The 23,703-nt window shown below is 64.6% G+C and carries 23 protein-coding genes; 10 read left to right on the forward strand and 13 right to left on the reverse strand.

The window, feature by feature from the left end; translation table 11 throughout:
- Nucleotides 1-45 precede the first annotated feature (45 nt).
- Nucleotides 46-3,555, forward strand: coding sequence for a PAS domain-containing hybrid sensor histidine kinase/response regulator (locus tag JQ631_RS16570; protein WP_212327689.1), 3,510 nt, complete (start codon nt 46-48; stop codon nt 3,553-3,555).
- 11 nt (nt 3,556-3,566) lie between these two features.
- Here JQ631_RS16570 and JQ631_RS16575 read toward each other — a convergent pair whose 3' ends face one another.
- From JQ631_RS16575 to JQ631_RS16590, 4 genes are all read right to left on the reverse strand, one after another.
- The gene (locus JQ631_RS16575; RefSeq protein WP_212328624.1) at nt 3,567-4,391 is read right to left on the reverse strand and encodes an SDR family NAD(P)-dependent oxidoreductase; all 825 of its coding nucleotides are present in this window, start codon (nt 4,389-4,391) and stop codon (nt 3,567-3,569) included.
- 17 nt (nt 4,392-4,408) lie between these two features.
- Nucleotides 4,409-4,963: a cytochrome P460 family protein gene (locus tag JQ631_RS16580; protein WP_212327691.1), complete on the reverse strand. Its 555-nt coding sequence runs from the start codon at nt 4,961-4,963 to the stop codon at nt 4,409-4,411.
- Nucleotides 4,964-5,037: 74 nt separating this feature from the next.
- The gene (locus JQ631_RS16585; RefSeq protein ID WP_212327693.1) at nt 5,038-6,069 is read right to left on the reverse strand and encodes an alpha/beta fold hydrolase; all 1,032 of its coding nucleotides are present in this window, start codon (nt 6,067-6,069) and stop codon (nt 5,038-5,040) included.
- Nucleotides 6,070-6,103: 34 nt separating this feature from the next.
- A complete protein-coding gene (locus tag JQ631_RS16590; RefSeq protein ID WP_212327694.1) occupies nt 6,104-6,523 on the reverse strand; it encodes an organic hydroperoxide resistance protein in 420 nt (139 codons plus the stop codon).
- Between the two features lie 196 nt (nt 6,524-6,719).
- Between JQ631_RS16590 and JQ631_RS16595 the strand changes: the two genes are divergently transcribed.
- Nucleotides 6,720-9,560 carry an ATP-binding protein gene (locus JQ631_RS16595; RefSeq protein ID WP_212327695.1) on the forward strand — a complete coding sequence of 947 codons (2,841 nt, stop codon included), beginning with the start codon at nt 6,720-6,722 and terminating at the stop codon, nt 9,558-9,560.
- Nucleotides 9,561-9,565: 5 nt separating this feature from the next.
- Here JQ631_RS16595 and JQ631_RS16600 read toward each other — a convergent pair whose 3' ends face one another.
- Complete coding sequence (locus JQ631_RS16600; RefSeq protein WP_212327696.1) at nt 9,566-10,237, reverse strand: response regulator; 672 nt, start codon at nt 10,235-10,237, stop codon at nt 9,566-9,568.
- Between the two features lie 289 nt (nt 10,238-10,526).
- Here JQ631_RS16600 and JQ631_RS16605 point away from each other — a divergent pair, with 289 nt between their 5' ends.
- Nucleotides 10,527-12,212 (forward strand): MFS transporter, encoded by a 1,686-nt coding sequence (locus JQ631_RS16605; RefSeq protein ID WP_212327697.1) that lies wholly within the window; start codon nt 10,527-10,529, stop codon nt 12,210-12,212.
- Between the two features lie 72 nt (nt 12,213-12,284).
- Here the strand turns inward: JQ631_RS16605 and JQ631_RS16610 are convergent, their stop codons facing one another.
- Both JQ631_RS16610 and JQ631_RS16615 read right to left on the reverse strand, forming a co-directional pair.
- Complete coding sequence (locus tag JQ631_RS16610) at nt 12,285-12,758, reverse strand: secondary thiamine-phosphate synthase enzyme YjbQ (protein ID WP_212327698.1); 474 nt, start codon at nt 12,756-12,758, stop codon at nt 12,285-12,287.
- Between the two features lie 44 nt (nt 12,759-12,802).
- Nucleotides 12,803-13,333 (reverse strand): hypothetical protein, encoded by a 531-nt coding sequence (locus JQ631_RS16615; protein ID WP_212327699.1) that lies wholly within the window; start codon nt 13,331-13,333, stop codon nt 12,803-12,805.
- A 40-nt stretch (nt 13,334-13,373) separates the two neighbouring features.
- Between JQ631_RS16615 and JQ631_RS16620 the strand changes: the two genes are divergently transcribed.
- The 6 genes from JQ631_RS16620 to JQ631_RS16645 all read left to right on the forward strand — a co-directional run bounded on the left by JQ631_RS16620 (nt 13,374) and on the right by JQ631_RS16645 (nt 16,354).
- The gene (locus JQ631_RS16620) at nt 13,374-13,562 is read left to right on the forward strand and encodes a hypothetical protein (RefSeq protein WP_212327700.1); all 189 of its coding nucleotides are present in this window, start codon (nt 13,374-13,376) and stop codon (nt 13,560-13,562) included.
- Nucleotides 13,563-13,717: 155 nt separating this feature from the next.
- Complete coding sequence (locus JQ631_RS16625; protein WP_212327701.1) at nt 13,718-14,092, forward strand: AtpZ/AtpI family protein; 375 nt, start codon at nt 13,718-13,720, stop codon at nt 14,090-14,092.
- A 112-nt stretch (nt 14,093-14,204) separates the two neighbouring features.
- Nucleotides 14,205-14,954 (forward strand): F0F1 ATP synthase subunit A, encoded by a 750-nt coding sequence (locus tag JQ631_RS16630; protein WP_212327702.1) that lies wholly within the window; start codon nt 14,205-14,207, stop codon nt 14,952-14,954.
- Between the two features lie 53 nt (nt 14,955-15,007).
- On the forward strand, nt 15,008-15,235 hold the full coding sequence (locus tag JQ631_RS16635) for a F0F1 ATP synthase subunit C (protein WP_212327703.1): 228 nt from the start codon (nt 15,008-15,010) through the stop codon (nt 15,233-15,235).
- A 61-nt stretch (nt 15,236-15,296) separates the two neighbouring features.
- Nucleotides 15,297-15,863, forward strand: a complete 567-nt coding sequence (locus JQ631_RS16640; RefSeq protein ID WP_212327704.1) for a F0F1 ATP synthase subunit B — start codon at nt 15,297-15,299, stop codon at nt 15,861-15,863.
- A 5-nt stretch (nt 15,864-15,868) separates the two neighbouring features.
- A complete protein-coding gene (locus JQ631_RS16645; RefSeq protein ID WP_212327705.1) occupies nt 15,869-16,354 on the forward strand; it encodes a F0F1 ATP synthase subunit B family protein in 486 nt (161 codons plus the stop codon).
- Nucleotides 16,355-16,534: 180 nt separating this feature from the next.
- Here JQ631_RS16645 and JQ631_RS16650 read toward each other — a convergent pair whose 3' ends face one another.
- The 5 genes from JQ631_RS16650 to JQ631_RS16670 form a co-directional block, all read right to left on the reverse strand.
- Nucleotides 16,535-17,182 carry a hypothetical protein gene (locus JQ631_RS16650; protein WP_212327706.1) on the reverse strand — a complete coding sequence of 216 codons (648 nt, stop codon included), beginning with the start codon at nt 17,180-17,182 and terminating at the stop codon, nt 16,535-16,537.
- Between the two features lie 130 nt (nt 17,183-17,312).
- A complete protein-coding gene (locus JQ631_RS16655; RefSeq protein WP_018316343.1) occupies nt 17,313-17,900 on the reverse strand; it encodes a GNAT family N-acetyltransferase in 588 nt (195 codons plus the stop codon).
- A 36-nt stretch (nt 17,901-17,936) separates the two neighbouring features.
- Entirely contained in the window at nt 17,937-19,226 is a 1,290-nt protein-coding gene (locus JQ631_RS16660) for a M16 family metallopeptidase (RefSeq protein WP_212327707.1), read from the reverse strand.
- Nucleotides 19,223-20,641, reverse strand: coding sequence for a threonine synthase (thrC, locus tag JQ631_RS16665; protein WP_212327709.1), 1,419 nt, complete (start codon nt 20,639-20,641; stop codon nt 19,223-19,225). Before thrC ends, JQ631_RS16660 begins: the two co-directional genes overlap by 4 nt.
- Before the next feature lie 529 nt (nt 20,642-21,170).
- Nucleotides 21,171-21,815, reverse strand: a complete 645-nt coding sequence (locus JQ631_RS16670; protein WP_212327712.1) for a response regulator transcription factor — start codon at nt 21,813-21,815, stop codon at nt 21,171-21,173.
- A gap of 87 nt (nt 21,816-21,902) precedes the next feature.
- On the opposite strand from JQ631_RS16670, the gene JQ631_RS16675 reads away from it, so the two are divergent.
- The gene (locus tag JQ631_RS16675; RefSeq protein WP_212327714.1) at nt 21,903-23,243 is read left to right on the forward strand and encodes a histidine kinase; all 1,341 of its coding nucleotides are present in this window, start codon (nt 21,903-21,905) and stop codon (nt 23,241-23,243) included.
- A 53-nt stretch (nt 23,244-23,296) separates the two neighbouring features.
- On the opposite strand, the gene JQ631_RS16680 is transcribed toward JQ631_RS16675, so the two are convergent.
- On the reverse strand, nt 23,297-23,662 hold the full coding sequence (locus tag JQ631_RS16680) for a nuclear transport factor 2 family protein (protein ID WP_212327716.1): 366 nt from the start codon (nt 23,660-23,662) through the stop codon (nt 23,297-23,299).
- Between the last annotated feature and the right edge of the window lie 41 nt (nt 23,663-23,703).

Consider the following 23,703-nt stretch of genomic DNA (forward strand, 5'->3'; position numbering starts at 1 on the left):
AAATGAGATCGGGCGCCGGTGCGCCCAGGGAGAAGCACGCTCGCCATGCTGCACGACTGGGGCGTGATCGCTGCCGCTTTCGGCTATATCGGCTTCCTGTTCCTGGTGGCGAGCCACGGCGACCGCCGCTCGCCGGCCGGACGCGGCCGTGCGTCCGGGCTGATCTATCCGCTGTCGCTGGCGATCTACTGCACCTCCTGGACCTTCTTCGGCTCTGTCGGCTTCGCCACCCGCACCTCGACCGACTTCCTCGCGATCTATGTCGGCCCGATCCTGATGATCGGGCTTGGCGCCGGCGTACTCCGTCGCGTGATCCAGCTCGCGAAAGCTCACAACATCACCTCGATCGCCGACTTTATCGGCGCCCGCTACGGCAAGAGCCAGGCGGTCGCGGCAACAGTGGCGCTGATCGCGATCATCGGCTCGGTGCCTTACATCGCGCTCCAGCTCAAGGCCGTCGCATCCTCGCTCGAGGTCATCCTGAGCGAGGATCAGGCATTCTCCCACATTCCGATCCTCGGCGACATTGCACTGATGGTGACGCTGGCGATGGCGGCCTTCGCGGTGCTGTTCGGCACGCGGCAGACCGACGCCACCGAGCATCAGCACGGATTGATGCTCGCGGTTGCGACCGAGTCCACCATCAAGCTGACCGCCTTCCTCGCTGTCGGCATCTTCGTCACCTTCTGGATGTTCTCGCCGCACGAACTGATCGAGCGCGCGATGAAGACGCCCGAGGCGGTGCGTGCCATCGAGTATTCGCCGTCGATCGGCAACTTCCTGACCATGACGCTGCTGTCGCTGTGCGCGGTCATGCTGCTGCCGCGGCAGTTTCACGTCAGCGTCGTCGAGAATTCCTCGGATGCCGAGGTCAGCCGCGCGCGCTGGCTGTTTCCGCTCTATCTGGTCGCCATCAACGTGTTCGTGATCCCGATCGCGCTCGCCGGCCTTATCACGTTCCCCTTCGGCGCGGTCGACCCCGACATGTACGTGCTGGCCCTGCCGATGGAGGGCGGCGCAGGCCTTCTCAGCGTCGCCGTCTTCGTCGGCGGCCTGTCGGCGGCGACCGCGATGGTGATCGTCGAATGCGTCGCGCTCTCCATCATGGTCTCGAACGATCTCGTGGTGCCGCTGGTGCTGCAACGACGGCCCGAGGGGCGCGCCGGGACCACCGATTTCGGCGACTTCCTGCTGCGCTCGCGGCGGCTCGCGATCTTCGCCATCATGGTGATGGCTTATTTCTACTATCGCGCGCTCGGCAACACCCAGCTCGCGGCGATCGGCCTGTTGTCCTTTGCCGCGATCGCCCAGCTCGCGCCAAGCTTCTTCGGCGGACTGTTGTGGCGGCGGGCCACCGCGCGCGGCGCCATCGGCGGCATGCTGATTGGCTTTGCGGTGTGGCTCTACACGCTGTTCATCCCGAGTTTCATGGACACCTCGACAGCGGGCATCCTGCTGCTCCAGCACGGCCCGTTCGGCATCGAGGCGCTGCGGCCGCAGGCGCTGTTCGGCGCCGACCTGCCGCCGCTGATGCATGGGGTGGTCTGGTCGCTCTCGCTCAACATTCTCACCTATGTGCTGCTGTCGCTGGCGCGGCGGCCTTCCTCGATCGAGCTGGTGCAGGCCGATCTGTTCGTTCCCAACACGCTCGCGCCGATCGCCCCGAATTTCCGCCGCTGGCGCACCACCGTCACAGTGCAGGACATCCAGACCACGGTCGCGCAATATCTCGGTCCCGATCGCGCTCGGCATTCGTTCGAGGCGTTCTCGGCACGGCGCAACATGCGGCTGGAATCGGGAGCGCCCGCCGATTTCGAGTTGCTGCAGCACGCCGAGCACCTGATCGCGTCCTCGATCGGGGCTGCGTCCTCGCGGCTCGTGATGTCGCTGCTGCTGCGCAAGCGCACGGTCTCCGCGAGAGCCGCACTGAAGCTGCTCGACGATTCCCATGCGGCGCTGCATTTCAACCGCGAGATCCTTCAGACCGCGCTCAACCATGTGCGCCAGGGCATCGCGGTGTTCGACGCCGATCTGCAGCTGATCTGCTCCAACCGGCAGTTCGGCGATCTCCTCAACGTGCCTCCGCATTTCATCCAGTTCGGTACGCCGCTGCGCGAGATTCTCGAATTCATGGGCGTAAGCGATCCCGCCGGTGAGGCGAACCGCGAAGCGATGATCGAGCAACGGCTTGTGGCCTACACGACCGACAGCGAGCCCTATCTCGAACGCCTGCCGGAACGCCACATGGTGATCGAGGTGCTCACCAACCGCATGCCCGGCGGCGGCTTCGTCATCACCTTCACCGACGTCACACCGAGCTTCGAGGCGGCCGAAGCGCTGGAGCGCGCCAATGCGACGCTGGAAAAGCGCGTGCGCGACCGCACCGAAGAACTGACCCGGCTGAACTCGGAGCTGGCGCTGGCCAAGAGCAGCGCGGAGGACGCCAGCATCTCCAAGACGCGCTTCCTCGCGGCGGCCAGCCACGATATTCTCCAGCCGCTCAACGCGGCACGGCTCTATGTCACGAGCCTGGTCGAGCGCCAGCATAGCGGCGAGGAAACGCGGCTGGTCGAGAATATCGACGAGTCGTTGCAGGCGATCGAGGAGATCCTCGGCGCGCTGCTGGACATTTCCAGGCTCGATGCCGGCGCGATGACGACCTCGATCTCGAGCTTCAAGATGGCCGATCTGATGCGTTCGCTGGAGATCGAGTTCGCGCCGATCGCGCGCGCCAAGGGCCTCGATCTCACTTTCGTGCCCTGCTCGCTGCCGGTCGAGTCGGACCGCTTGCTGCTGCGGCGGCTGTTGCAGAACCTGATCTCGAACGCGATCAAATACACCCCGCGCGGACGCGTGCTGGTCGGCTGCCGGCGCCATGGCGCCTCGCTCAAGATCGGCGTGTACGACACCGGCGTCGGCATTCCTGCGGTCAAGCGCGGCGAGATCTTCAAGGAGTTCCATCGCCTCGAGCAGGGCGCGCGGATCGCACGCGGTCTGGGCCTGGGACTCTCGATCGTCGAGCGGCTGGCGCGCGTGCTCGGCCACGGCATTGCCATCGACGCCAATGCCGGCGGCGGCTCGCTGTTCGCCGTGACCGTGCCGACGGCGAAGGCGGTGACGCTGACCGCGGCGGTGACCAGCGCAACGCCGCTGGCGCGCGCGCCGATCTCGGGTGCGCTGATCGTCTGCATCGAGAACGATGCTGCGATCCTCGACGGCATGCGGACGCTGTTGAAAGCCTGGCACGCCGAGGTGATCGCGGTCGCCGATCCCGAAGCGGCGATCACCGCCATCGAGGCCGCCGGCCGGAGCGTCACCGGGCTGCTCGTCGACTATCACCTCGACCGTGGCAACGGCATTGCCGCCATCCGCGACATTCGCCGCCGATTCGGCGACACCATCCCCGCGATCCTGATTACCGCCGACCGCAGTCCCGCCGTGCAGATGGCCGCGCGCGACGAGAAGATCGCGGTGCTGAACAAGCCGGTGAAGCCGGCTTCGCTACGCGCCTTGCTCGGGCAATGGCGGACGCAACAGATGGTGGCGGCGGAATAGCGCGCCGCCGGTCAGTAATCCGTCGAGACGCTGAGCGTACGCCACTGATCCAGTTCAACGAGGCGCTGCCGATCCGTCGCCGCAATGGCGTTCACGGCGTCGCTGCCGAGCGCGATGCGCAGAGGCGGACGATCCATCTCGGCGAGCTTCAGCACGACCGCCGCGGCCTTGGCGGGATCGCCGGGCTGACGGCCGTCGTAATCGCGTTGCATCCTGATGGCGGCACCGACAATGGCGTCGTATTCGGCGCGGCCCTCATCCGTGCCATGTGCGGCCTCGGCGAAGCCGGTGCGGAAGCCGCCTGGCTCGACGATTGTCACGTGCACGCCGATCAGCGCCATCTCGCGCGCCAGCGATTCCGAGAAGCCCTCGACGCCCCATTTCGCAGCCGAATAGGCCGCGCGGGCTGGCGCACCGATCCGGCCACCAACCGAGGAGAATTGCACGATGTGCCCGCGGCGCTGCTGGCGCAGCACGGGGATCGCGGCTTTCGTGACGATAATAGTGCCGATCAAATTGGCGTCGATCTGCTGCCGGAACGATTCCAGGCTCGTGTCCTCGACTGATCCGAGTTCACCATAGCCGGCATTGTTCACGACCACGTCGATGCCGCCGAACGCCTCGACAGCCAGACCGACGGCGGCTTGTGCGGCTACTTCGTCGGTTACATCAAGCGTTGCGAATCGCAGCCTTTCGGCAAAGCGTCCAAGTAACGGTTCAAGCCGACCTGCATCGCGGGCCGTCGCAACCACTTGGTCGCCCGTCGCGAGCGCGGCTTCCGCGATGGCCCGCCCGATCCCGCGTGAGCTGCCACTGATGAACCAGGTCTTCACGATGAGGCCTCCAGATCGTCTCAGGGCGCGAGTCGTGTGAAGACGTAGTCGTGCCCCTTGGCGCGGGCTTCGTGGCAGGCGAAGCAGGTTCGGTGTTGCGCCTCGTCGACCGACTTGCCGTTGACGAAGCGGCCAAAGCCCCAGCCGCCGGTCGCGGCATATCTCCTGGAATCCTTCACCATCACCTGAACGGTGGTGGCGGCGCCGGGAATGGTCGCGGATGCGAAGTCGGGCGACTGCGTGCGCTTCCAGGCGCGCTTCACCAGAATGGTGCCGTCGGGAAACGGCAGCTTGCCGTCCTGATAGGCGTCGATGGCGGTCTGGTTGCCGAAGACGGCCCGCAGTTCATTCAGCGGCGCCGCCTCTTCGGCCGGCGCAATCAGCTCCCACTGCTTGTAGCCACCGGGAATCGTGACGCCGAAAATCGGTGAAGCAGCGGCTGTCGCAGGACCCTCCGCGAACGCGATCGAGACCAGATACGGCACGCACGTCAGAAGGACGACGAGCAGGAGCGCGGCCAGCACTATGACCGCGACATAGGAGGACTTTTTCTTGTCGGATTCGGGGAACGTCATGACATCTTCTTCAGGCTGGGATCGCAGCGCAGCCTCGGTCCGGCCCGCGCCGGACCGAGGTCCTGGGCGGGGGCTCAGGCGCTACCATCGGCGTCAATGACGGCCTTGGCGAAGGCCTGCGGTGCTTCCTGCGGAAGATTGTGACCGATGCCGCCGGTGATCAGGCGATAATCGTAGCGGCCGGAGAACTTCTTGGCGTAGGCGCTGGGATCGGGGTGCGGCGCACCGTTGGCGTCGCCTTCCATCGTGATAGCAGGCACCTCGATGACAGGCGTTGCCGCGAGCTTCTTTTCGATCTCCTCGTACTTCGCCTCGCCCTTGGCGAGCCCGAGCCGCCAGCGGTAATTGTGGATCGTGATCGCGACGTGATCCTTGTTCTCGAAGGCCTTCGCGCTGCGATCGAAGGTGGCGTCGTCGAACTTCCACTGCGGCGAGGCCAGCTTCCAGATCAGCTTTGCGAAATCATGCGTGTACTTCTCGTAGCCGGCGCGGCCGCGCTCGGTCGCAAAATAAAACTGATACCACCATTGCAATTCCGCCGCCGGAGGCAGCGGCACGTTGCCCGCCGCCTGGCTGGAGATCAGATAGCCGCTCACCGACACCAGCGAGCGGCAGCGCTCCGGCCACAGCGCCGCGATGATATCGGCGGTGCGCGCACCCCAGTCGAAACCGGCGATAGCAGCCTTCTTGATGTTAAGCGCATCCATCAGCGCGATGATGTCGGCGGCCAGCGCGCCCGGCTCGCCGTTGCGCAGCGTCTCGCTGGAGAGGAACTGCGTCGAGCCGTAGCCGCGCAGATATGGAATGATGACGCGATAGCCGGCCTGCGCCAAAATCGGTGCGACATCGACGAAGCTGTGAATGTCGTAGGGCCAGCCGTGGAGCAGGATCGCGACCGGGCCGGTCGCGGGGCCGGCTTCGGCATAGCCCACGTTCAGCACGCCCGCGTTGATCTGCTTGATCGTGCCGAACGAGGCGTTCGATGTGGAGGATCGCGGCGCTTCCGTTTCGGCACGCGCGAGGTCGATCACGCCGAGACCGGCGGCAACGGTGCCGGCGGCGACGCCGAGGAACTGGCGGCGATGCTGGTCGATAATCTGTGTCATGGTCGTGGTGTCCTGTTGGTCGTTGTCGAAGTCGTCAGATCAGATCGACCGTCACGTCGATGTTGCCGCGAACGGCCTTGGAATACGGACAGGTCTGGTGCGCCTCATCGATGAGATCGCGCGCGACGTCGCGGTCGAGACCGGGCAGGCTGACACCAAGACGCGCTCTGAGCGCATAGGCGCCCTCGTCAAGCACGAGATCGATTTCGGCATCGATCGCACTTTTGCTCGGAAGCACGATTTTCCGCTTGCGGGCCGCGATCTCCATGGCGCCCTCGAAGCAGGCGGACCAGCCGGCGGCGAACAACTGTTCGGGATTGGTGCCGATGCCGGCCCCGCCCGGCGGCGACAGCCGCACATCGAGGCGACCATCGGAGCTGCGGGACATCCCGTCCTGACGCCCTCCAATGGTGTGGGTTCGCGCCGTGTAGAGCAGTTTTTCCGTTTGGCTCATGAAAGTCTCCTTGCCGGTACGCGATTGACTAACAGCGCCTGTCGCAAGACTCCCGTTTGGAGTTGTGAGATGTTGTGAGGCTGGTTGGGAACCCAGCTATGACATTTGCAAACGCGGCCTGATGCCGCTGGAGGGCCGGGCTTGCGGGATCGCTGCGTGCTGGCTATCCGGTTCTGCAAATGAGCAAGATTTCGCGATGACCGAGCTGGCCGGGCCCGCCGCAACAACACTCTCGTTCGGACCATTCACCGTGACGCCGCATGAGCGGCTGGTGACGCGCGACGGCATTGTGCTGCCGATGGGCGCCAAGAGCTTCGATACGCTGATCGCACTGATGTCGCGGCCGAACGAGGTCGTCAGCAAATGGGACCTGATGGGCCTGGTCTGGCCCGGCATGAGTGTCGAGGAAGCCAATCTGCGCTTCCACATCGCAGCGCTGCGGAAAGCACTCGGCGACGGCAAGGACGGCGCCCGCTACATCACGACGCTGTCAGGCCGCGGCTATTGTTTCGTGGCGTCGATCTCGCAAGCCGGCGCTCAGACCGAGCCACCGCGGGCAGCTCAGACGGAATTGCCACCCGTAAAACTACCCAACCGATTGCAACGAATGGTCGGACGCACCGACGCGGTCGCCGCCGTGTCGGACAAGCTCATCACATCCCGGTTCGTCACGATCGTGGGCCCGGGCGGCGTCGGCAAGACGGCCGTCGCGGTGGCAATCGCGCATGATCTGCTCGCGACGTTTGCAGGGGTCGCACACTTCGTTGATCTTGCCGCACTGAGCGATCCCGACCTCGTGATCACGTCGCTGCTGCTAATGCTCGGACTGCCCGACCAGACCGACGATCCGATGCCTGCTCTGCTGGCGCACCTGCACGACAAGCGCATGTTGCTGATCCTGGACAATTGCGAGCATGTGATCGCGGCCGCTGCCCCGCTCGCCGCGGACATCTTTCAGGCCGCGCCACAGGTCCACATCCTGGCAACCAGCCGCGAGGCGCTTCGCGTCGAAGGCGAGCAGGTCTACCGGCTGGCCTCGCTTGGCGTACCGCCCGAAGATTCCGGACTGACGGCCGCGGTGGCCCGGACCTATCCCGCACTCGAGCTCTTCCTTGAACGCGCAAAAGCTGGGGGTGCCCGGATCGCGCTCGACGATTCCAATGCGGCGATTGCCGCGAGAATCTGCCGCAAGCTCGACGGCATGGCGCTCGCGATCGAGCTCGCCGCCGGCCGCGTCGAAGCCTATGGCCTGGAACAGACCGCGACGCTGCTCGACGAGCGCCTCAATCTTTTGTGGCAGGGTCAGCGGACGGCGCCGCCGCGGCAGAAGACGTTGCAGGCCACGCTGGACTGGAGCTACGGATTGCTGTCCGAGATCGAACGCCTGGTGCTGCGCAGGCTTGCGGTTTTCGCCGGCCATTTCACCATTGACGCCGCGCTCGAGGTCGTGCCCGACGAACAGGTCGATCGCTCGCGTCTGTTCGAAGCCATCGACAGCCTCGTCGCCAAGTCGATGGTCGCGCCGCGGCCGATCGGCGCGATGATGCGCTATCGTCTGCTCGACACCACGCGCGCCTATCTGCTTGGGATCGCGGACGACGGATCGGCCCTCGCCGCCCGTCACGCCACCTATTACCGGCGATGGCTACAACAGGCCGGCACCAAATGGGCGACGGTGCCGAGCGCCGATGAACGTGCCATCCATTTCTCGGCGCTCCACAATGTGCGCGCCGCGCTCGACTGGTGTTTTGGCCCGGGCGGCGACGTCGGCATCGGCATCGCGCTTGCCGCTGCGGCGGCACCGATTTTCCTGGCGATGTCCCTGCTGACCGAATGCCGACGCTGGTCCGAACGGGCGCTGCTCGCAATCGATCACGCCTCGCGCGGCAGCATTGAAGAGATGCATCTGCAGGCCGCGCTTGGACTGACCCTGATGTTCACGCGCGGCGGCAGCGAGGCCGCGCGCGGCGCGCTGAGCCGGGCCCTCGCCATTGCAGACACGCTTGGCGATGCGCCGAACCAGCTCCAGTTGCTCGGCCGGATGCACATTTTCCACGAGCGGATCGGCCAGTTCGAGCCTGCGCTCGCCTACGCACGACGAAGCCTCGTCGTCGCCGAGGCGCTGAGCGACGCCGCCTCGCTCGCTCTCGCGCAGTCGCTGCTCGGCGTCTCCTTGCATCTGGGCGGCGAACATCGCGATGCCCTGAAGATGCTGGAAGCCGCCTGGCACGGCCCTGGCACAGAGCGGATCAGCACGGTCTATGGCTTCGACCACCGCAATCGCGCCGGCATCTCGCTGGCGCGCGAATTGTGGTTGCAGGGCCGACCCGAAGAGGCGCGACAACTGGCCCGGCAGACGGTGGCTGAAGCCGCGCAGATGGATCATCCGATCACGCTCTGCATCGCGCTGATCTGGGCGGTCTCGATCGATCTCTGGAGCGGCGACCTCGACGCCGCGGACGCGAATATCGACCGCTTCATCGCGCATGCCCAATCGCGCTCGATGGGGCCCTATCTTGCGGTCGGCCGGGGCGTCAAGGGCGAGCTCGCGATCCGGCGCGGCGATGCGGAGAGCGGCATCGCGACGATCAGGCGCTCGCTGCAAGAACTCCACGAGTCCGGCTACGAGCTGCTCACCACGACGTTCAACATCGCACTGGTTCAGGGGCTTCTGGCGCTCGGACAGGTCGAGCAGAGTGCGCAACTGATCGACGAGGCGATCGATCTCGTCGATCAGGGCGGCGACCGTGTGTATGTGCCCGAGTTGCTGCGGATGAAGAGCAAGGTCCTGCTCTCGCAGCCGCAGCCGGACATCGCGCAAGCAGAGACGTTCCTCCTGCAATCGCTGGAGCTGAGCCGCCGCACCGGCGCGAAGGCCTGGGAGCTGCGTGCAGCGATCGATCTGGCAACGCTTCTTGTTGACCGGCAGCGCGGCAAGGAAGCAATGCCATTGCTCCAATCAGCGCTCCAAAGCTTCGTCGAGGATTCCGACACGGCGGATATCCGCGCCGCCAACGCACTCATGAAGAAGCTGTAACGCGACTATCCCGTAGGCGTGCCCTGCCTCCACTGGCCACCGGCAATCTTGGCGGCGGCGATCACGGCCTGCGTCCGGCTCTCGACGCCGAGCTTTTGGAGGATGGCCGAAACATGCGCCTTGATGGTCGCCTCGGAAACACCGAGCTCGTAAGCGATCTGCTTGTTCAGCAGTCCTTCCGACAGCATCATCAGCACCCGCACCTGCTGCGGCGTCAGCGTTACCAGGCGGTCGCGCAGGCGTGTCATGTCGGGATCGGCGGCGGCCGACAGGTCGGTGTCGGCGGGAACCCAGACGTCACCCTCCATGACCTTGAGGATGGCGTCGCGCAGCGTCTCGACGCCGAATCGCTTCGGGATGAAGCCTGAGGCGCCGAAATCGAGCGAACGGCGGATCGTGGCGCTGTCGTCGGAGGCCGACACGATCACGACCGGGATCGCCGGGTATTGCGCGCGCAGATAGATCAGGCCGGAAAAGCCGGAGATACCGGGCATCGAAAGGTCGAGCAGGACCAGATCGACGTCGGAGGTCTGCTCCAGCAATTTCGTTAGATCCTCGAAGGATCCGGCCTCGCCGATCTTCGCTGAAGGCAGGACGCCGGCCACAGCCTGCCGCAACGCATCGCGGAACAGCGGGTGATCATCGGCAATGACAAGATGGGTGGAGGGAGCGTTCATCGATCTCTTGCTGTCGTTTCCCGGGCCAGTAAGCCGGAAGGGGTGCTCCGGTCAATTCTTCCTCGGCCGGCCGTGGCATGCAAGCACACATTATCCCTTTGCGGGGATGGAGTTAATCCCAAGGTTTGGTCGCAGGCTTCAGCGGCGTCAGTTGCGCGTCAGCGCACAAGGCCAAAAGTCGTATTGGGGCCAGTTTCACGCGGATGTTACCTTGACGACAAGACCCTAGGCTGATCCGGCATGCCCGTTCAGCCGGGACGCGGGGAAACGAGATTCGGGGAGTCCAACTATGACAATGGCAGCGGCTGCCGGCGGCGTCGGGGCGCGGGCAATGACGGGTGAAGAGAAGAAGGTCATCTTCGCTTCTTCACTCGGTACCGTGTTCGAATGGTACGATTTCTATCTCTACGGATGGACCGCAGCCCAGATCGGCAAGGCGTTCTATTCGGCGTTCGACGCCAACACGCAGTTCATCTTCGCGCTGCTGACCTTTTCGGCGGGCTTCCTGGTTCGCCCCCTCGGCGCGCTGGTGTTCGGCCGGGTCGGCGATCTCGTCGGCCGCAAATACACCTTCCTCGTCACCATCTCGATCATGGGCCTGTCGACCTTCCTGGTCGGCTTGACGCCGGGCTACCAGACGATCGGCTGGCTGGCTCCGACCATCCTGATCGGCCTGCGCCTTCTGCAAGGCCTCGCTCTGGGCGGCGAGTATGGCGGCGCGGCCACTTATGTCGCCGAGCATGCGCCGCAGGGTCGCCGCGGCTTCTACACCTCCTGGATTCAGACCACCGCGACCATCGGCCTGTTCCTGTCGCTGCTCGTTGTCTACATCGTCCGCAACAGCATGAGCGCCGATGCATTCGGCGATTCGAGCCTCTCGGGCGGCTGGCGTATCCCCTATCTGCTCTCGATCCTGTTGCTCGGCATCTCGATCTGGATCCGCATGCAACTCTCGGAGTCGCCGCTGTTCCAGAAAATGAAGGAGGAAGGCAAGGCCTCCAAGGCGCCGCTGTCGGAAGCCTTCGGCAATTGGCAGAACGGAAAGATCGCGCTGATCGCCCTGCTCGGCCTCACTGCCGGCCAGGCCGTCATCTGGTACGGCGGGCAGTTCTACGCCCGCGTGTTTCTCGTCAACACGCTCAAGGTCCCGGCGAACTCGGCTGACATCGCGCTCATCATCGCACTCGCGATCGCGACCGTCGGCTTCCTGTTCTTCGGCTGGCTCTCGGACAAGATCGGTCGCAAGCCGATCATCCTGGCCGGCTGCTTGCTCGGCGCGCTGACCTATCATTTCGCCTTCAGCCTGCTGACATCAGCCGCGAACCCCGCGCTCGAGAAAGCGCTGGCAAGCGCGCCCGTCTCGGTGGTCGCCGATCCGAAGGACTGTAACGTGCTGTTCGACCCGGTCGGCGGCAGGGTGTTCACCAGTTCCTGCGACGTCGCCCGCAACGCGCTGATCGCCTCGTCGGTGAACTTCAAGCTTGAGCCCGGCGCGCCGGGCAGCCTCGCCAAGGTCGTCGTCGGCACCAAGTCGTTCGACTCCGTGAACGGCACGGGCGCCGATCCGAAGGCCTTCGCAACGGCTCGCGCCGCGTTCACGACCGCGGTGACCGCTGCAGTCGGCGAAGCCGGCTATCCGGTCAAGGGCGCAGATCCGGCCGCGATCAACATGCCGCTGCTGATCGTCGTCCTGACCTACCTCGCGATCCTCGTGACCATGGTCTACGGCCCGATCGCGGCCGCCCTCGTCGAGCTGTTCCCGACGCGGATCCGCTACACCTCCATGTCGCTGCCCTATCATATCGGCAACGGCTGGTTCGGCGGCCTGCTGCCGCCGATCGCGGTCGCGCTGGTCGCCGCCACGGGCAATATCTACGCAGGTCTCTGGTATCCGATTGCGATCGCGTCGATGACCTTCGTCATCGGCCTGATCTTCGTCCCCGAGACAAAGGACGTCGACATCACCAAGATGTAAGTCGCATCGCAGAACGCTGAAAAAAAGCCGGCCGCGGAGCGATCCGTGGCCGGCTTGTTTTTTCCGGCGGCGCTATCTGGTGCTGCCGATGAATTGCAGCACGACTTCGCGCCGGTGCGGACGGCTGCGGTGCTCGATCAGATAGATCCCCTGCCATGTGCCGAGCGCGAGCTTGCCATTCAGCACCGGCACGTGCAGCGACGTCTGCGTCAGCATCGTCTTGACGTGCGCGGGCATGTCGTCGGGCCCTTCGGTATCGTGCGTCCACGGCACAGTTTCCGGTGCGAGCCGTGACAGCGCGGTGGTGAGATCGACAAGCACGGAAGGGTCGGCGTTTTCCTGGATCGTCAGTGACGCCGACGTGTGACGAATGAAGAGGGTCAACGCACCCTCGCTTGCGCGGGCCTCGCTGATGAATTTGGCGATCTCGCCGGTGAGATCGGTGAAGCCGCGTCCGGGAGTCTGCACGGTGAGCTGCGACGATACGATCGTGGTGGCCTGCACCGACGATGGCGCCGAGCGTGCGATGGATCTGGCTGACGTCATGAAAGGTCTCTCGTAGAGTCGTCCTGCTTTCGCCAGACGACAATTCAAATCTTCCCCGACACGTCCTTCTGCACGCGATTGGCCATGTCGATCAGCCGGCGCCAGGCCTTTTCCAGGAACGACATCATACGGTCCATGTCCTGGTCGCTCGGCAACGGAATCTCGAGCTTGCGATCGCCCTCCGCGACCTTTGGTTCTCGTGCTTGCGGCTCGACCTTCTTCAGCGGGTCGGATTTCGGCAGCGCCTCGTCGATCTTGCCCGATACGGTCGGACCGGCGGCGAGCTGTCCCTTGAGCTTCTCGACCTCGGCCTGGAGGCGGCCGATCTCGGCATCGAGCGCCGCGCGCTCGTCGGGCACGGTGTAGCAGGCCCAACCGGCGTCGTTCTTGGTGCAGGTCGAGACCGTGCCGGTGCGGGTGTCGAGCCGCAGCACGCCCTCGGGGATCGGCGTCATGCTGTAGCGGCCGTTTCCGTCGGGCGCCGATTGCGCCGCAACCAGGCTGCCGCTGACAGCCGTCACAACGACGATCCCTGCCGCAAGCCATGATGTTGTGGATGATTTCGCAGGTCTCATCGCGCTCTCCGCCACGCCGCGCAGGTGGCACGTCCCCGGATTGTACACCCCGACGGGCGACGGCGCATCGCCGGGTGCGCGCGAATCCGCCATCAAAAACCGCATCGGTGAAATCAACATTGGCCGCCACCCTTTGATCCGGCAGGCGCTGCGAAATGTCGGCCATACCGGCGGATCGCACGGAGACCTGCTGCGGTGCGGCGTCACGCTGTGTGCAGCGCTGACGTGAAAGGTAATATCATCAACAAAATCAAATATATAACTGATCACGACGTGATCGTGACTTGGCTTGACTTGATTATGTGCGGTCAGTATGGTCCGCGCGGCTTTTGAGGGTGGCGGGCGTAGTTTCCATTCAACCGCAGCGTTTCGGGTCTTCGTGGCATGGCTCAGGACACGGGACACGGCGGGAATGGAGATCGCGATAGATCGCCCGAGGAAGCTGCGCTTTCCGAACGGCTCGGAAGTCTTGATCAGCGGTTGTCCGAATTTCGCGGCCGCCACGTCAAGACCGAGCAACCCGCAGGTGACGGTGGAGACGGAGCGGCCAGAGCCTCGGCGATGGCGCTTGGTTTCCGGTTATCCTCCGAGTTGATCGCCGGGGTCGTCGTCGGAGCGGGGATTGGTTGGGGTTTCGACCGCTTGCTGTCGACGTCGCCTTTCGGATTTATCGTGTTTACGCTGCTGGGCTTCGTGGCCGGCGTGGTGAATGTGGTGAGGACGGCAGGCGCAGGTCAGAACAGCCGTGGTGGTTCTTAAGCCGATCCGAAAAGAGAGGAATTGATCGCGCCGGCTTCGTCGGTGCGGGCCGGCCTGGCCGGCAGACCGAGACCAGCCGGCATTGTCCGGCAGACCAAGAGATGCCGCGCCGATGAAAATCGATCCGATCCACCAGTTCAACATCGAGCCTCTCTTCACGATCGGCCATATCGGCAATCACACGATCGCCTTCACCAATTCGTCGCTCTACATGCTGGTGGCTGTGGCGCTCATCTCGATCCTGATGCTGGCGAGCGGCACGCAGCTCGTTCCGGGCCGCCTGCAGTCGGTCGCCGAGATCTCCTACGAATTCGTCGCCTCGACCATCCGTTCGACGGCCGGCGCGGAAGGCATGAAGTTCTTCCCGCTGGTCTTCTCGATCTTCATGTTCCTCTGCGTATCGAACCTCGTCGGCGTCATCCCCTATACGTTCACGATCTCGAGCCATCTGATCGTCACGGTCGCGCTGGCGCTGCTGGTCTTCTTCACGGTGTTGATCTACGGCGTCGCCAAGAACGGCCTGAAGTTCTTCAAGATTTTCGTTCCTCACGGCGTCCCCGGCTACATCCTGCCGCTGGTCATGTTCATCGAGGTCCTGTCGTTCTTCCTGCGGCCGGTCTCCCACAGCGTCCGTCTGTTCGCCAACATGCTGGCCGGCCACATCGCGCTGAAGGTGTTCGCGGGCTTCGTCGCCATGCTGGGCTTCTCGCTCGGCGCCATCGGCTGGGTCGGCGGCGTGCTGCCGCTGGCACTCACGATCTCGCTGTACGCTCTCGAGATCCTGGTCGCGTTCCTGCAAGCCTATGTGTTTGCGATCCTGACCTGCATCTACCTCAACGACGCCATTCATCCGGGACACTGAGCGGTCCGGGGAATTTCCACCCACAACCCTATCTTTCTTCCAAGGAGTCTAAAATGGATCCGGCATCAGCAAAACTTATCGGCGCGGGCATCGCGTGCATCGGCATGGGCGGTGCGGGCGTCGGCGTGGGCGTGATCTTCGGCAACTACCTCGCCGCAGCCGTCCGCAACCCGTCGGCCGCGCAGGGCCAGTTCGGCAACCTGATCTTCGGCTTCGCCGTGACCGAAGCGCTCGGCATCTTCTCGCTGCTGATCGCGCTGCTTCTGCTGTTCGTTTTCTAAAGAACGACTTCTTTCGCGCCGCTTCATCCGAAGCGGCGCGTGACAGCAACAGGAGTACTCCATGGCCGAGAGTCATGGCGAGGCGAAAGGTCCGGCGACCGGCGCCCACAGCGAAGCCGACGGCGGTCATCACGCCGGCGCGTTTCCGCCGTTCGACAGCAGCACCTTCGCTTCGCAGCTGGTGTCGCTCGCGATCTTTTTCGTCCTGCTTTACGTGATCGTGTCCAAGCTCGCCCTGCCGCGCGTCGGCGGTGCGATCGAGGCGCGTCAGAACAAGCTCGAGGGTGACCTTGCCGAGGCGCAGAGGCTGAAGGATCAGTCCGAAGCGGCGCTGAAGGCCTATGAAGGCGAACTCGCTTCGGCGCGCTCGCGAGCGCAGGCGATCGGCAACGAATCTCGCGACAAGGCCAATGCGCAGGCGGACGCCGAGCGCAAGGCTCTGGAAGAGCAGCTGGCAACCAGGCTCGCCGAGGCGGAGAAGACCATCGCCTCGACCCGCACGGCCGCCATGAGCAATGTCCGCGGCATCGCGGCCGATGCGGCAGGCACCATCGTGCAGCAGCTCACCGGCGTCGTTCCGGATGCGGCGTCGGTCAACGCCGCCGTTGATGCGTCCTTGAAGGGTTAGTCGATATGTTCTTCGAACCTGAAACCTGGGTCGCCGTCGCCTTCGTGATCCTGATGGTCGTGTTCGGCTATGTCGGGGTCTTCAAGAAGGCGATGGCTGCGCTCGACCATCGCGCCGACCGCATCAAGGCCGAACTCGACGACGCGACCCGTCTGAAGCAGGAAGCCGCCAAGGTGCTCGCCGACTACAAGGCACGCAGTGCCTCGGCTGAACGCGAGGCCGCCGATATCGTCGCCAACGCCAAGTCCGAAGCCGAGCGCATCGCGACCGAAGCCAAGGCGAAGATGGAAGACTTCGTCGCCCGCCGTACCAAGACCGCGGAGAGCAAGATCGCGCTCGCCGAGGCCCAGGCGCTGGCCGATGTCCGCGCCGCAGCCGCGGAAGCCGCAGTGCAGGCCGCCTCCACGATCCTGTCGCACTCGGTCAAGGGCCAGGTCGCCGACGATCTGCTCGCCAAGGGCATCACCGAAGTTCGGCAGAAGCTGAACTGAGGGATTGCCTCCTCATCAATCAAAAAGCCGGCGCAATGAGCGCCGGCTTTTTTGTTGGCTGGATGTTTCCTCATCATCATGGCCGGGCTCGTCCCGGCCATCCACATTCCTTCAGGTCAAGGCAAAGACGTGGATGCCCGGGACGAGCCCGGGCATGACGACTCCTCGCAAATTCTCGCCCTACTTCTTCTTCCGCGTCCTCGGCTCGGGCGACAGCGCCTGCGGGTCGAAGCCGACATAGAAGATGTAATTGTCGGCCACCGCCGCCGACGGCACCGGATAGGACAGGTCCTCGGCGACGAAGGTGAAGGGCACGCTGCCGCTCTCCATCGCGACCGTGGTCCGGTAGGCCTTCGAGGCGATCACCTTCTCGCCGACGCCGCCCTGCACCACGGCAATGCGCAGCGGAACCTCAACCGAGGGAGGCGCACCGGCGGGGCCTGCGATGACGCGGCCCTGGATGCCGATGCGCGCGGTGATCTCGCCGCCGTTGCGGATGCATTCACGCGCCATCTTGGTGATCGAGGCCTGGAAGCGCACGTCGTTGCCGACGGCCGGCTTGCCCGTCGCGCCGACCCCGTAGGTCGACGCACCGGCACGCACCGTGACCTGCGGGCAATCGAGATCATCATCGGCCGCGGGCTGGCCCGGCGCAGGTGCCGGCTTGGGCGGCGCGGGCTCGTCGGATTTACCGCCGAACAGGCTCTTGAAGCGGTCAGTCAGCGATTGCGCCGCGACAGGCGAAACGACCGCGAATGAGACCGACAGCGCCAGCGCAATCAACGGACCCCGCCGCAGCGCATTCCGCAATGATCGAAGCTCATTCATGAACGCCAGTACTCCATGACAACATCCGGCCAATCGCCGGCTTGTGCGGGTTATATCGCCAAAATCGGCGATCCCAAGGCGATAAGACAAGACAGGAAAAAGGCTTATCCCGGCGCGCGAGGCAGCCGGCTCAGCCGCGAAAATCCTCGTGCAGCAGGCCGAACAGGAGATGGTCCTGCCAGACCCCGTTGATGCAGAGATAGCGGCGCGCCAGCCCCTCGCGGGAGAAGCCGCACTTCTCCAGCACGCGTATCGACGGCGCATTGGTGGGGATGCAGGCGGCCTCGACGCGGTGCAGATTGAGCTCGCCGAAAAGCGTCGGCAGCAGCACCCGCAGCGCCGCCGTCATGTAGCCGCGATGGGCATGGGGTTGGCCGACCCAATAGCCGATGGTGCCGGCCTGGACGATGCCGCGGCGGACATTGGCGAGCGTGATGCCGCCGACCATGGCACCGTCGAGTTCGCGGAAGATCAGAAAGGGATAGGAGCGGTCCGCCGCGATATCCTCGGAATAACGACGCAGGCGGCGGCGGAAGCCGGACCGGGTCAGGTCGTCCGACGGCCAGATCGGCTCCCACGGGGTCAGGTAATCGCGGCTGGTCTCGCGCAGATGCGCCCACTGCAGGAAGTCCGACATCTGCGGCGCGCGCAGCAACAGGCCGTTGCCGCGAGGGGCGAGCGCAGCAGGTCCACTGGAAGGCAGGCGAAAGAGGGCCATGGTGATGCTTCCCGAGGGCGGGTCGTGCGCGGCTCCCTAGTGCAGCCGCGCCTTGGCACGCGCCTTGGTCAATCCTTCCGCAAAAGACACCGCCGTGTCCAGACCCCTGCCACTGCCCAATGCAACCACCGCAGGGCGGCTACGCGAAAGCAGTGCACGCGCCGCATCGCGGGTCGATTCGACACTGACGGCATCGATCCGGGCCACCAGTTCCTGCACCGTCTGCGGCCGGCCATAGGCCAGCACGTGCCGGGCGAGCTGTTCGGCACGCGACGAGCAACTCTCCAGCGCCATCAACAGACCCGCCTTCATCTGCGCCTTGGCGCGGGCGATCTCGGCCTCGGTCAGGGTCTCGACCGAATCGTTCATGATGTCGACCACGACCTCCATCATTTCCGGCGCATCGGCGGGATCGGTGCCGGTGTAGAGGCCGAAGAAGCCGGTGTCGGTATAGGGCGCGTGGAAGGAATAGATGGAGTAGCAGAGGCCGCGCTTCTCGCGGACCTCCTGGAACAGCCGCGACGACATTCCGCCGCCGAGGATGTTGGTAAAGACCTGGAGCGAGAACAGCGACGGATCGGTCTGCGGTACGCCTTCCAGCGCCAGCGTCAGATGCGCCTGCTCGAGCTCGCGATGCACCACCTTGGTGCCACCCTGGCCGAATTTGGCAGCCAGCGGCTTCGGCCCCGGCGTCGCCTCGAAGCTCGCAAAGCGCTTCTCGACCTCGGCGACCACCTGCTTGTGATCGACGGCGCCAGCCGCCGCAACCACCATGTCGGGGCCGCGATAATGTGTCGAGAGGTAGTTGCGCAGCGAGTCGCGATTGAAGCTTTTCAGCGTCTTGGCGGTGCCGAGCAGCGAGCGGCCCATCGGCTGGTCGGGATAACAGAGCTCGTTGAGATGCTCGAACACGACGTCGTCAGGCGTGTCCTGCGCCGCGCCGATCTCCTGCACGATGACGTTCTTCTCGCGTTCGAGCTCTTCAGGCTCGAAGGCGGGATTGGCCAGGATGTCGGCGAGCACGTCGAGCGCCAGCGGCACGTCGGCCTTCATCACCCGGGCATAATAGGACGTCGTCTCGGTCGAGGTGCCGGCATTGAGATCACCGCCGACCGCCTCGATCTCCTCCACGATCTCGCGCGAGGAGCGCCCGGTCGTGCCCTTGAACGCCATGTGCTCGAGCAGATGCGAGATGCCGTGCTCGTTCGGCTTCTCGTCGCGGCCGCCGACGCCGGCCCAGACGCCGAGCGCGGCGGTCTCGAGGTGGGGCATGTTGTCGGTGACGACGGTCAGGCCGGAGGCAAGCTTGGAGATCTCGACGCTCATCCGGCAACTCCCTGTTTTGCAGCGCGGCTGACCGACAGCACGAACCGCTCCACCTCGCTCTGATCGTTCTTCATCACCTTCATATGTTCAGATTTGGTCATGAGACCGTCGAGCCAGGCCGGCAGTTGCGGCCGCTGGCCGCAGGCTGCATCCACGGCATCAGGGAATTTGGCGGGATGCGCGGTCGAGAGCACGATGTTGGGCACGGTGGTGTCGGTGGTGTCGCGGTCGGCGACCGCGAGCGCCACGGCGGTGTGCGGATCGACGAGTTCGCCGGCCTCGCGCCAGGCGGCTCGGATCGCAGCCGCGGTCTCGGTCTCGTCGGCGCGGCCAGCGTCGAATTCTTCGCGGATCGTGGCGAGCGTCGCGTCCGGCAGCACGAAACGCCCCGACTGCTTCAGCGAGTCCATCAGCCGGCGCACGCCGGCCGCATCGCGCTTGCCTGCCTCGAACAGCAGCCGCTCGAAATTCGAGGAGATCTGGATGTCCATCGAGGGCGATGCAGTCGCGTGCACCTCGCGCACCTCGTAGATGCCGGTCTTGAGCGTGCGGGCGAGGATGTCGTTGACGTTGGCGGCAATGCGCAGGGTGCGGACCGGCAGACCCATGCGCTTGGCGACGTAGCCTGCGAAAATATCGCCGAAATTGCCGGTCGGCACGATGAAGTCCACCGCACGCGCGGGCGCGCCGGCGGCGACCGCAGCGGTGAAATAATAGACCACCTGGGCAACGATGCGCGCCCAGTTGATGGAATTGACGCCGGACAGCGAGGTCGCATCGCGGAAGCGATGGTTGTTGAACATCCCCTTCACGAGCGCCTGGCAGTCGTCGAAATTGCCCTCGATGGCGAGCGCATGGACATTGGCCGCGCCCGTCGTCGTCATCATCCGCTGTTGCACCTCGGAGATGCGCTTGTGCGGGAACAGCACGATGAGGTCGACATTCTCCAGACCCGCAAAGGCTTCGACCGCTGCGCCGCCGGTGTCGCCCGAGGTCGCGACCACGATGGTGGTGCGCTGGCCACGCTTGGCCAGCACATGGTCCATCAGCCGTGAGATCAGCTGCATCGCCACGTCCTTGAACGCGAGCGTCGGTCCGTGAAACAGCTCCAGTACGAATTGATGCGGCGACATCTGGCGCAGCGGCACCACCGCCGGATGTCGGAAAGTGGCGTAAGCCTCATTCGCCATGCGGCCGAGCTCGGCGTCGGAAATCTCGCCGCCGACGAACGGACGGATGACGTCGACCGCGACTTCCCAATAGGGGCGACCGAAGAAGCCGGCAATCGCTTCGGTCGAAAGCTGCGGCCAGGTCACCGGCACATAGAGGCCGCCGTCGCGGGCAAGCCCGGTCAGCATCACGTCGCAGAAGCCAAGCTCAGGGGCTTCGCCCCGGGTCGAGATATAACGAGTCAAACTGCCCTCCAAAGGCTCGCCCGATCTGAATTCAGGGCCTTAAGCCTTTGATTTCACGATGTTCCTAGTTCTTGAGCCAGAGGCTTTGGGCACCATAGAGTGTTTTGCGGAGCCGCACCATGCCCAACGAAAAAGGGCTGCGGCGATGCCGCAGCCCCTCTCTTGGAAGGTCTGTCGTTGATGGTGCAGACCCGGTTTTCCGTGGTGGGGCGCCTGCCCCCGAAATCGTTGGTTCGAGCTATCGACGTCCGTCATGAGATCGTCAAGGAGAAAAACGGCGCGTAGCGCCGAAGGTTCCTGTTTTTCCCGATATGCCCCGGCGACGCTGGCGCACCGGAGCACATCCGCACCGTCTCTTTGCTTCCTTTTCCCGAGTCGTTGCTGTGGGGAAGGAACGAACGGCACCGCGGCCCATTGTGTCGGCGGATGGTATCAGCCGTCGTCCACGCATTGCCCGGACGCGCGGCGGCGCCGATCCGTCGGCCGAACCGGCTGCATCCTGGAGCAGCCGGTTCGGTCCCTGGCGGTGTCAGCCAATCCCGATTTCCACGGCGATCCGGATCAGGTCGGAGTGGTTCTTGGCCCCTAACTTCTGCTTGAGCAGGGACGTGGTGTTGGCCACGGTCTTGTAGGAGATGCCGAGTGCCTCGGCGACCTCGACGATCTTGTCGCCGCGCCCCAGCAGGCGGAGAATCTCGAGCTCCCGTGGCGTCATCTGCGAGGCCGGATTGGCCTTGATCGCAGCGCCGGAGAACGTCACGGCCTCCGCGAGCTGCGGCGAGATGAAATTATCGCCTGCGGCCACCTTGCGCACGGCCTTGAGCAGGATCCGGGGGTCGTCGCCCTTGGAGACATAGCCCTGCGCCCCCAGCTCCACCGCGCGCACCACGAACGCCGGATCGTCGTTCATGCTGAACATGATGATCTTGGCCTCCGGGTCGTCCTTGCGGATCCGGCGCATCAGCTCGAAACCGGAGACATCGGGCAGGCTGATGTCGATCACCGTGACGTCGGGGCGCTTGCTGACATAGGCTCGATGGCCTGATTTGGCGTCGGTCGCCTCGTCGATCCGGATCGACTGGTCCGATGCGAACAGGGTGCGGCAGCCGGACAGCACCACCGGATGGTCGTCGACAATCAGGACTCGGGTCGCCGGCTTGGCGGTATCTTGCATCGGGCGCTCGCTTGTTTTCTGGACTCATAGACTGGCGGGAACAAATGGAAAGAGAAAATCCCGCCAAAGCGCGTTAGAATCGACCTAATGTGGCAACGACTTTCGTTTAAGGCCCAGCTGTTTCTCCCGCTCGGGGTGAGCTTTCTCACAATCCTGGCGTTGGGCGGCGTGCTGCTCCAGATGTTTGCGGCCGGCCAGCTGGCCGACGAGAATGAGCCCGGTCGACACTCGGCCCGGGCCGTCGCTGTCGCGCTCAACAGTAGCCTCGCCGCGTCAGACAATCCCCGGAAGATGCTCGACGCCTTTGTCGGTTCCTTGGGCACCTCCTCCGATATCCAATTCCGACCCGTGGAAGCGGGTCCCCCACCGTCCGCGAGGGACGGCCTGCGGGATGTGCATGGCGTGCCGCAATGGTTCGTGGACCTGATTGCCGTCCCTGACATGGACGCCGCCACGCCTGTCATGATCGACGGCAAGCATATCGGCGATGTCGTGTTCGTGCCCGACCTGTCGGCCGACCTGTTCGAAAAATGGATCGGCTTTCTGGCGCTGACGAGCCTGGTCGCGACGCTGATGGTGCTGACCGGAACGATTGCCTATCTCTTCGCAGGATCCGTGCTGCGCCCCCTGCAAAATCTCGCCACCGGCCTCACGCGTATCAGGCGCGGCGACTATGCGACACCGATTCCGATCGCAGGCCCCCCGGAAATCCGGCAGAGCGGTGAGGAGGCCAATGCGCTGGCGACGACGCTCGCACAATTGAGCCAGGACAATCGCGATCTCCTGCACCGGCTGGTGTCGCTCCAGGACAATGAGCGGCGCGATCTCGCACGTGAGCTGCATGACGAGCTCGGGCCGCTGTTGTTCAGCATCCGTGCCGGCACCATCGTACTGAGCGAAGCGTTGCCGCAGACAGGACATGTCGGCAACTCCGTGCAGGAGGTGATGCGATCGGTCGAGGCGCTTCAGCAAACCAACCGTCGCATCCTCGACCGGTTACGTCCGCTCTACATCGAGGAACTGGGACTCGAGACCAGCCTGCAAACCCTGCTCCAGAACTTTCGAAAGCAAGCGCCGCATATCAGCCTGACGGCCTCGCTCGATCCCGATCTGAACGAGATCGACGGCCCGCTCGCCCAGACTGTCTATCGCCTGATCCAGGAGGCGCTGACCAACGTTCTGCGCCATGCTGCGGCAGGCAACGCCCATGTGCAGACGAGCATCGCCGGCAACACACTCGCCATCGATATCTCGGACGACGGCGCCGGCTTTCCCGCCGATAACGTCTTCGGCCGGGGCCTGACCGGGATGCAGGAGCGGGTGCGTGCGCTCAGCGGGTCGCTGTCGCTGCAGCGGGCGGATGAGCGAACCTATGTGAGCTGTCGGCTGCCGCTGGAAACGGCGCGAGACGGGTCGGCAGCGACCTAGAGCAACGCTTCAATGAGCTCGCGACGGTGCTCTCGACTTCGCTCGAAAACGCTCTAGCAGGCGCAGCGGTCGTGCGAATCCTGCAGCGCTGGTTCGCACAGCGTGCTGTAAATCTTGCCCTCCGTGCTGAAGCGAAACGAGGCGCGAATGCGCAGCTCGCCCGCAACGGAATATTCGAGATCGACGCCATTCTGCGCGGGATGGATTTCCTCCAGACCGAAGCCCGCTGAGGAGAAAGCGTTGAGCTTCGGCCCCCAATAGGTTTCGAGCTCGCGCCGGCCGCGATAGAGGCGCGTGCCGTTGCACGTGCATTCAACTTCGGCATCGTCGGCATAGAGTTCGAGCAGCGTCGCGAGGTCGCCACTCCGACAGGCATCCACCCAATCGACAACCAGTCCCATCTGATCGAAATCACGCACGCCAGCCATCCTGTTTGCCGCGGGAAAATCCGAGGCGGCTT

Origin of the sequence: Bradyrhizobium manausense, assembly GCF_018131105.1 — a bacterium.
Taxonomy (GTDB): Bacteria; Pseudomonadota; Alphaproteobacteria; order Rhizobiales; family Xanthobacteraceae; genus Bradyrhizobium; species Bradyrhizobium manausense_B.

What these genes read in the sequence shown, in the direction of transcription:
- JQ631_RS16570 (WP_212327689.1), top strand. Translation starts at nt 46, where the DNA reads ATGCTGCACGACTGGGGCGTGATCGCTGCCGCTTTCGGCTATATCGGC.
- JQ631_RS16580 (WP_212327691.1), bottom strand. Translation starts at nt 4,963, where the DNA reads ATGACGTTCCCCGAATCCGACAAGAAAAAGTCCTCCTATGTCGCGGTC.
- JQ631_RS16585 (WP_212327693.1), bottom strand. Translation starts at nt 6,069, where the DNA reads ATGACACAGATTATCGACCAGCATCGCCGCCAGTTCCTCGGCGTCGCC.
- JQ631_RS16590 (WP_212327694.1), bottom strand. Translation starts at nt 6,523, where the DNA reads ATGAGCCAAACGGAAAAACTGCTCTACACGGCGCGAACCCACACCATT.
- JQ631_RS16595 (WP_212327695.1), top strand. Translation starts at nt 6,720, where the DNA reads ATGACCGAGCTGGCCGGGCCCGCCGCAACAACACTCTCGTTCGGACCA.
- JQ631_RS16600 (WP_212327696.1), bottom strand. Translation starts at nt 10,237, where the DNA reads ATGAACGCTCCCTCCACCCATCTTGTCATTGCCGATGATCACCCGCTG.
- JQ631_RS16605 (WP_212327697.1), top strand. Translation starts at nt 10,527, where the DNA reads ATGACAATGGCAGCGGCTGCCGGCGGCGTCGGGGCGCGGGCAATGACG.
- JQ631_RS16610 (WP_212327698.1), bottom strand. Translation starts at nt 12,758, where the DNA reads ATGACGTCAGCCAGATCCATCGCACGCTCGGCGCCATCGTCGGTGCAG.
- JQ631_RS16615 (WP_212327699.1), bottom strand. Translation starts at nt 13,333, where the DNA reads ATGAGACCTGCGAAATCATCCACAACATCATGGCTTGCGGCAGGGATC.
- JQ631_RS16625 (WP_212327701.1), top strand. Translation starts at nt 13,718, where the DNA reads ATGGCTCAGGACACGGGACACGGCGGGAATGGAGATCGCGATAGATCG.
- JQ631_RS16630 (WP_212327702.1), top strand. Translation starts at nt 14,205, where the DNA reads ATGAAAATCGATCCGATCCACCAGTTCAACATCGAGCCTCTCTTCACG.
- JQ631_RS16635 (WP_212327703.1), top strand. Translation starts at nt 15,008, where the DNA reads ATGGATCCGGCATCAGCAAAACTTATCGGCGCGGGCATCGCGTGCATC.
- JQ631_RS16640 (WP_212327704.1), top strand. Translation starts at nt 15,297, where the DNA reads ATGGCCGAGAGTCATGGCGAGGCGAAAGGTCCGGCGACCGGCGCCCAC.
- JQ631_RS16645 (WP_212327705.1), top strand. Translation starts at nt 15,869, where the DNA reads ATGTTCTTCGAACCTGAAACCTGGGTCGCCGTCGCCTTCGTGATCCTG.
- JQ631_RS16650 (WP_212327706.1), bottom strand. Translation starts at nt 17,182, where the DNA reads ATGAATGAGCTTCGATCATTGCGGAATGCGCTGCGGCGGGGTCCGTTG.
- JQ631_RS16655 (WP_018316343.1), bottom strand. Translation starts at nt 17,900, where the DNA reads ATGGCCCTCTTTCGCCTGCCTTCCAGTGGACCTGCTGCGCTCGCCCCT.
- JQ631_RS16660 (WP_212327707.1), bottom strand. Translation starts at nt 19,226, where the DNA reads ATGAGCGTCGAGATCTCCAAGCTTGCCTCCGGCCTGACCGTCGTCACC.
- JQ631_RS16670 (WP_212327712.1), bottom strand. Translation starts at nt 21,815, where the DNA reads ATGCAAGATACCGCCAAGCCGGCGACCCGAGTCCTGATTGTCGACGAC.
- JQ631_RS16675 (WP_212327714.1), top strand. Translation starts at nt 21,903, where the DNA reads ATGTGGCAACGACTTTCGTTTAAGGCCCAGCTGTTTCTCCCGCTCGGG.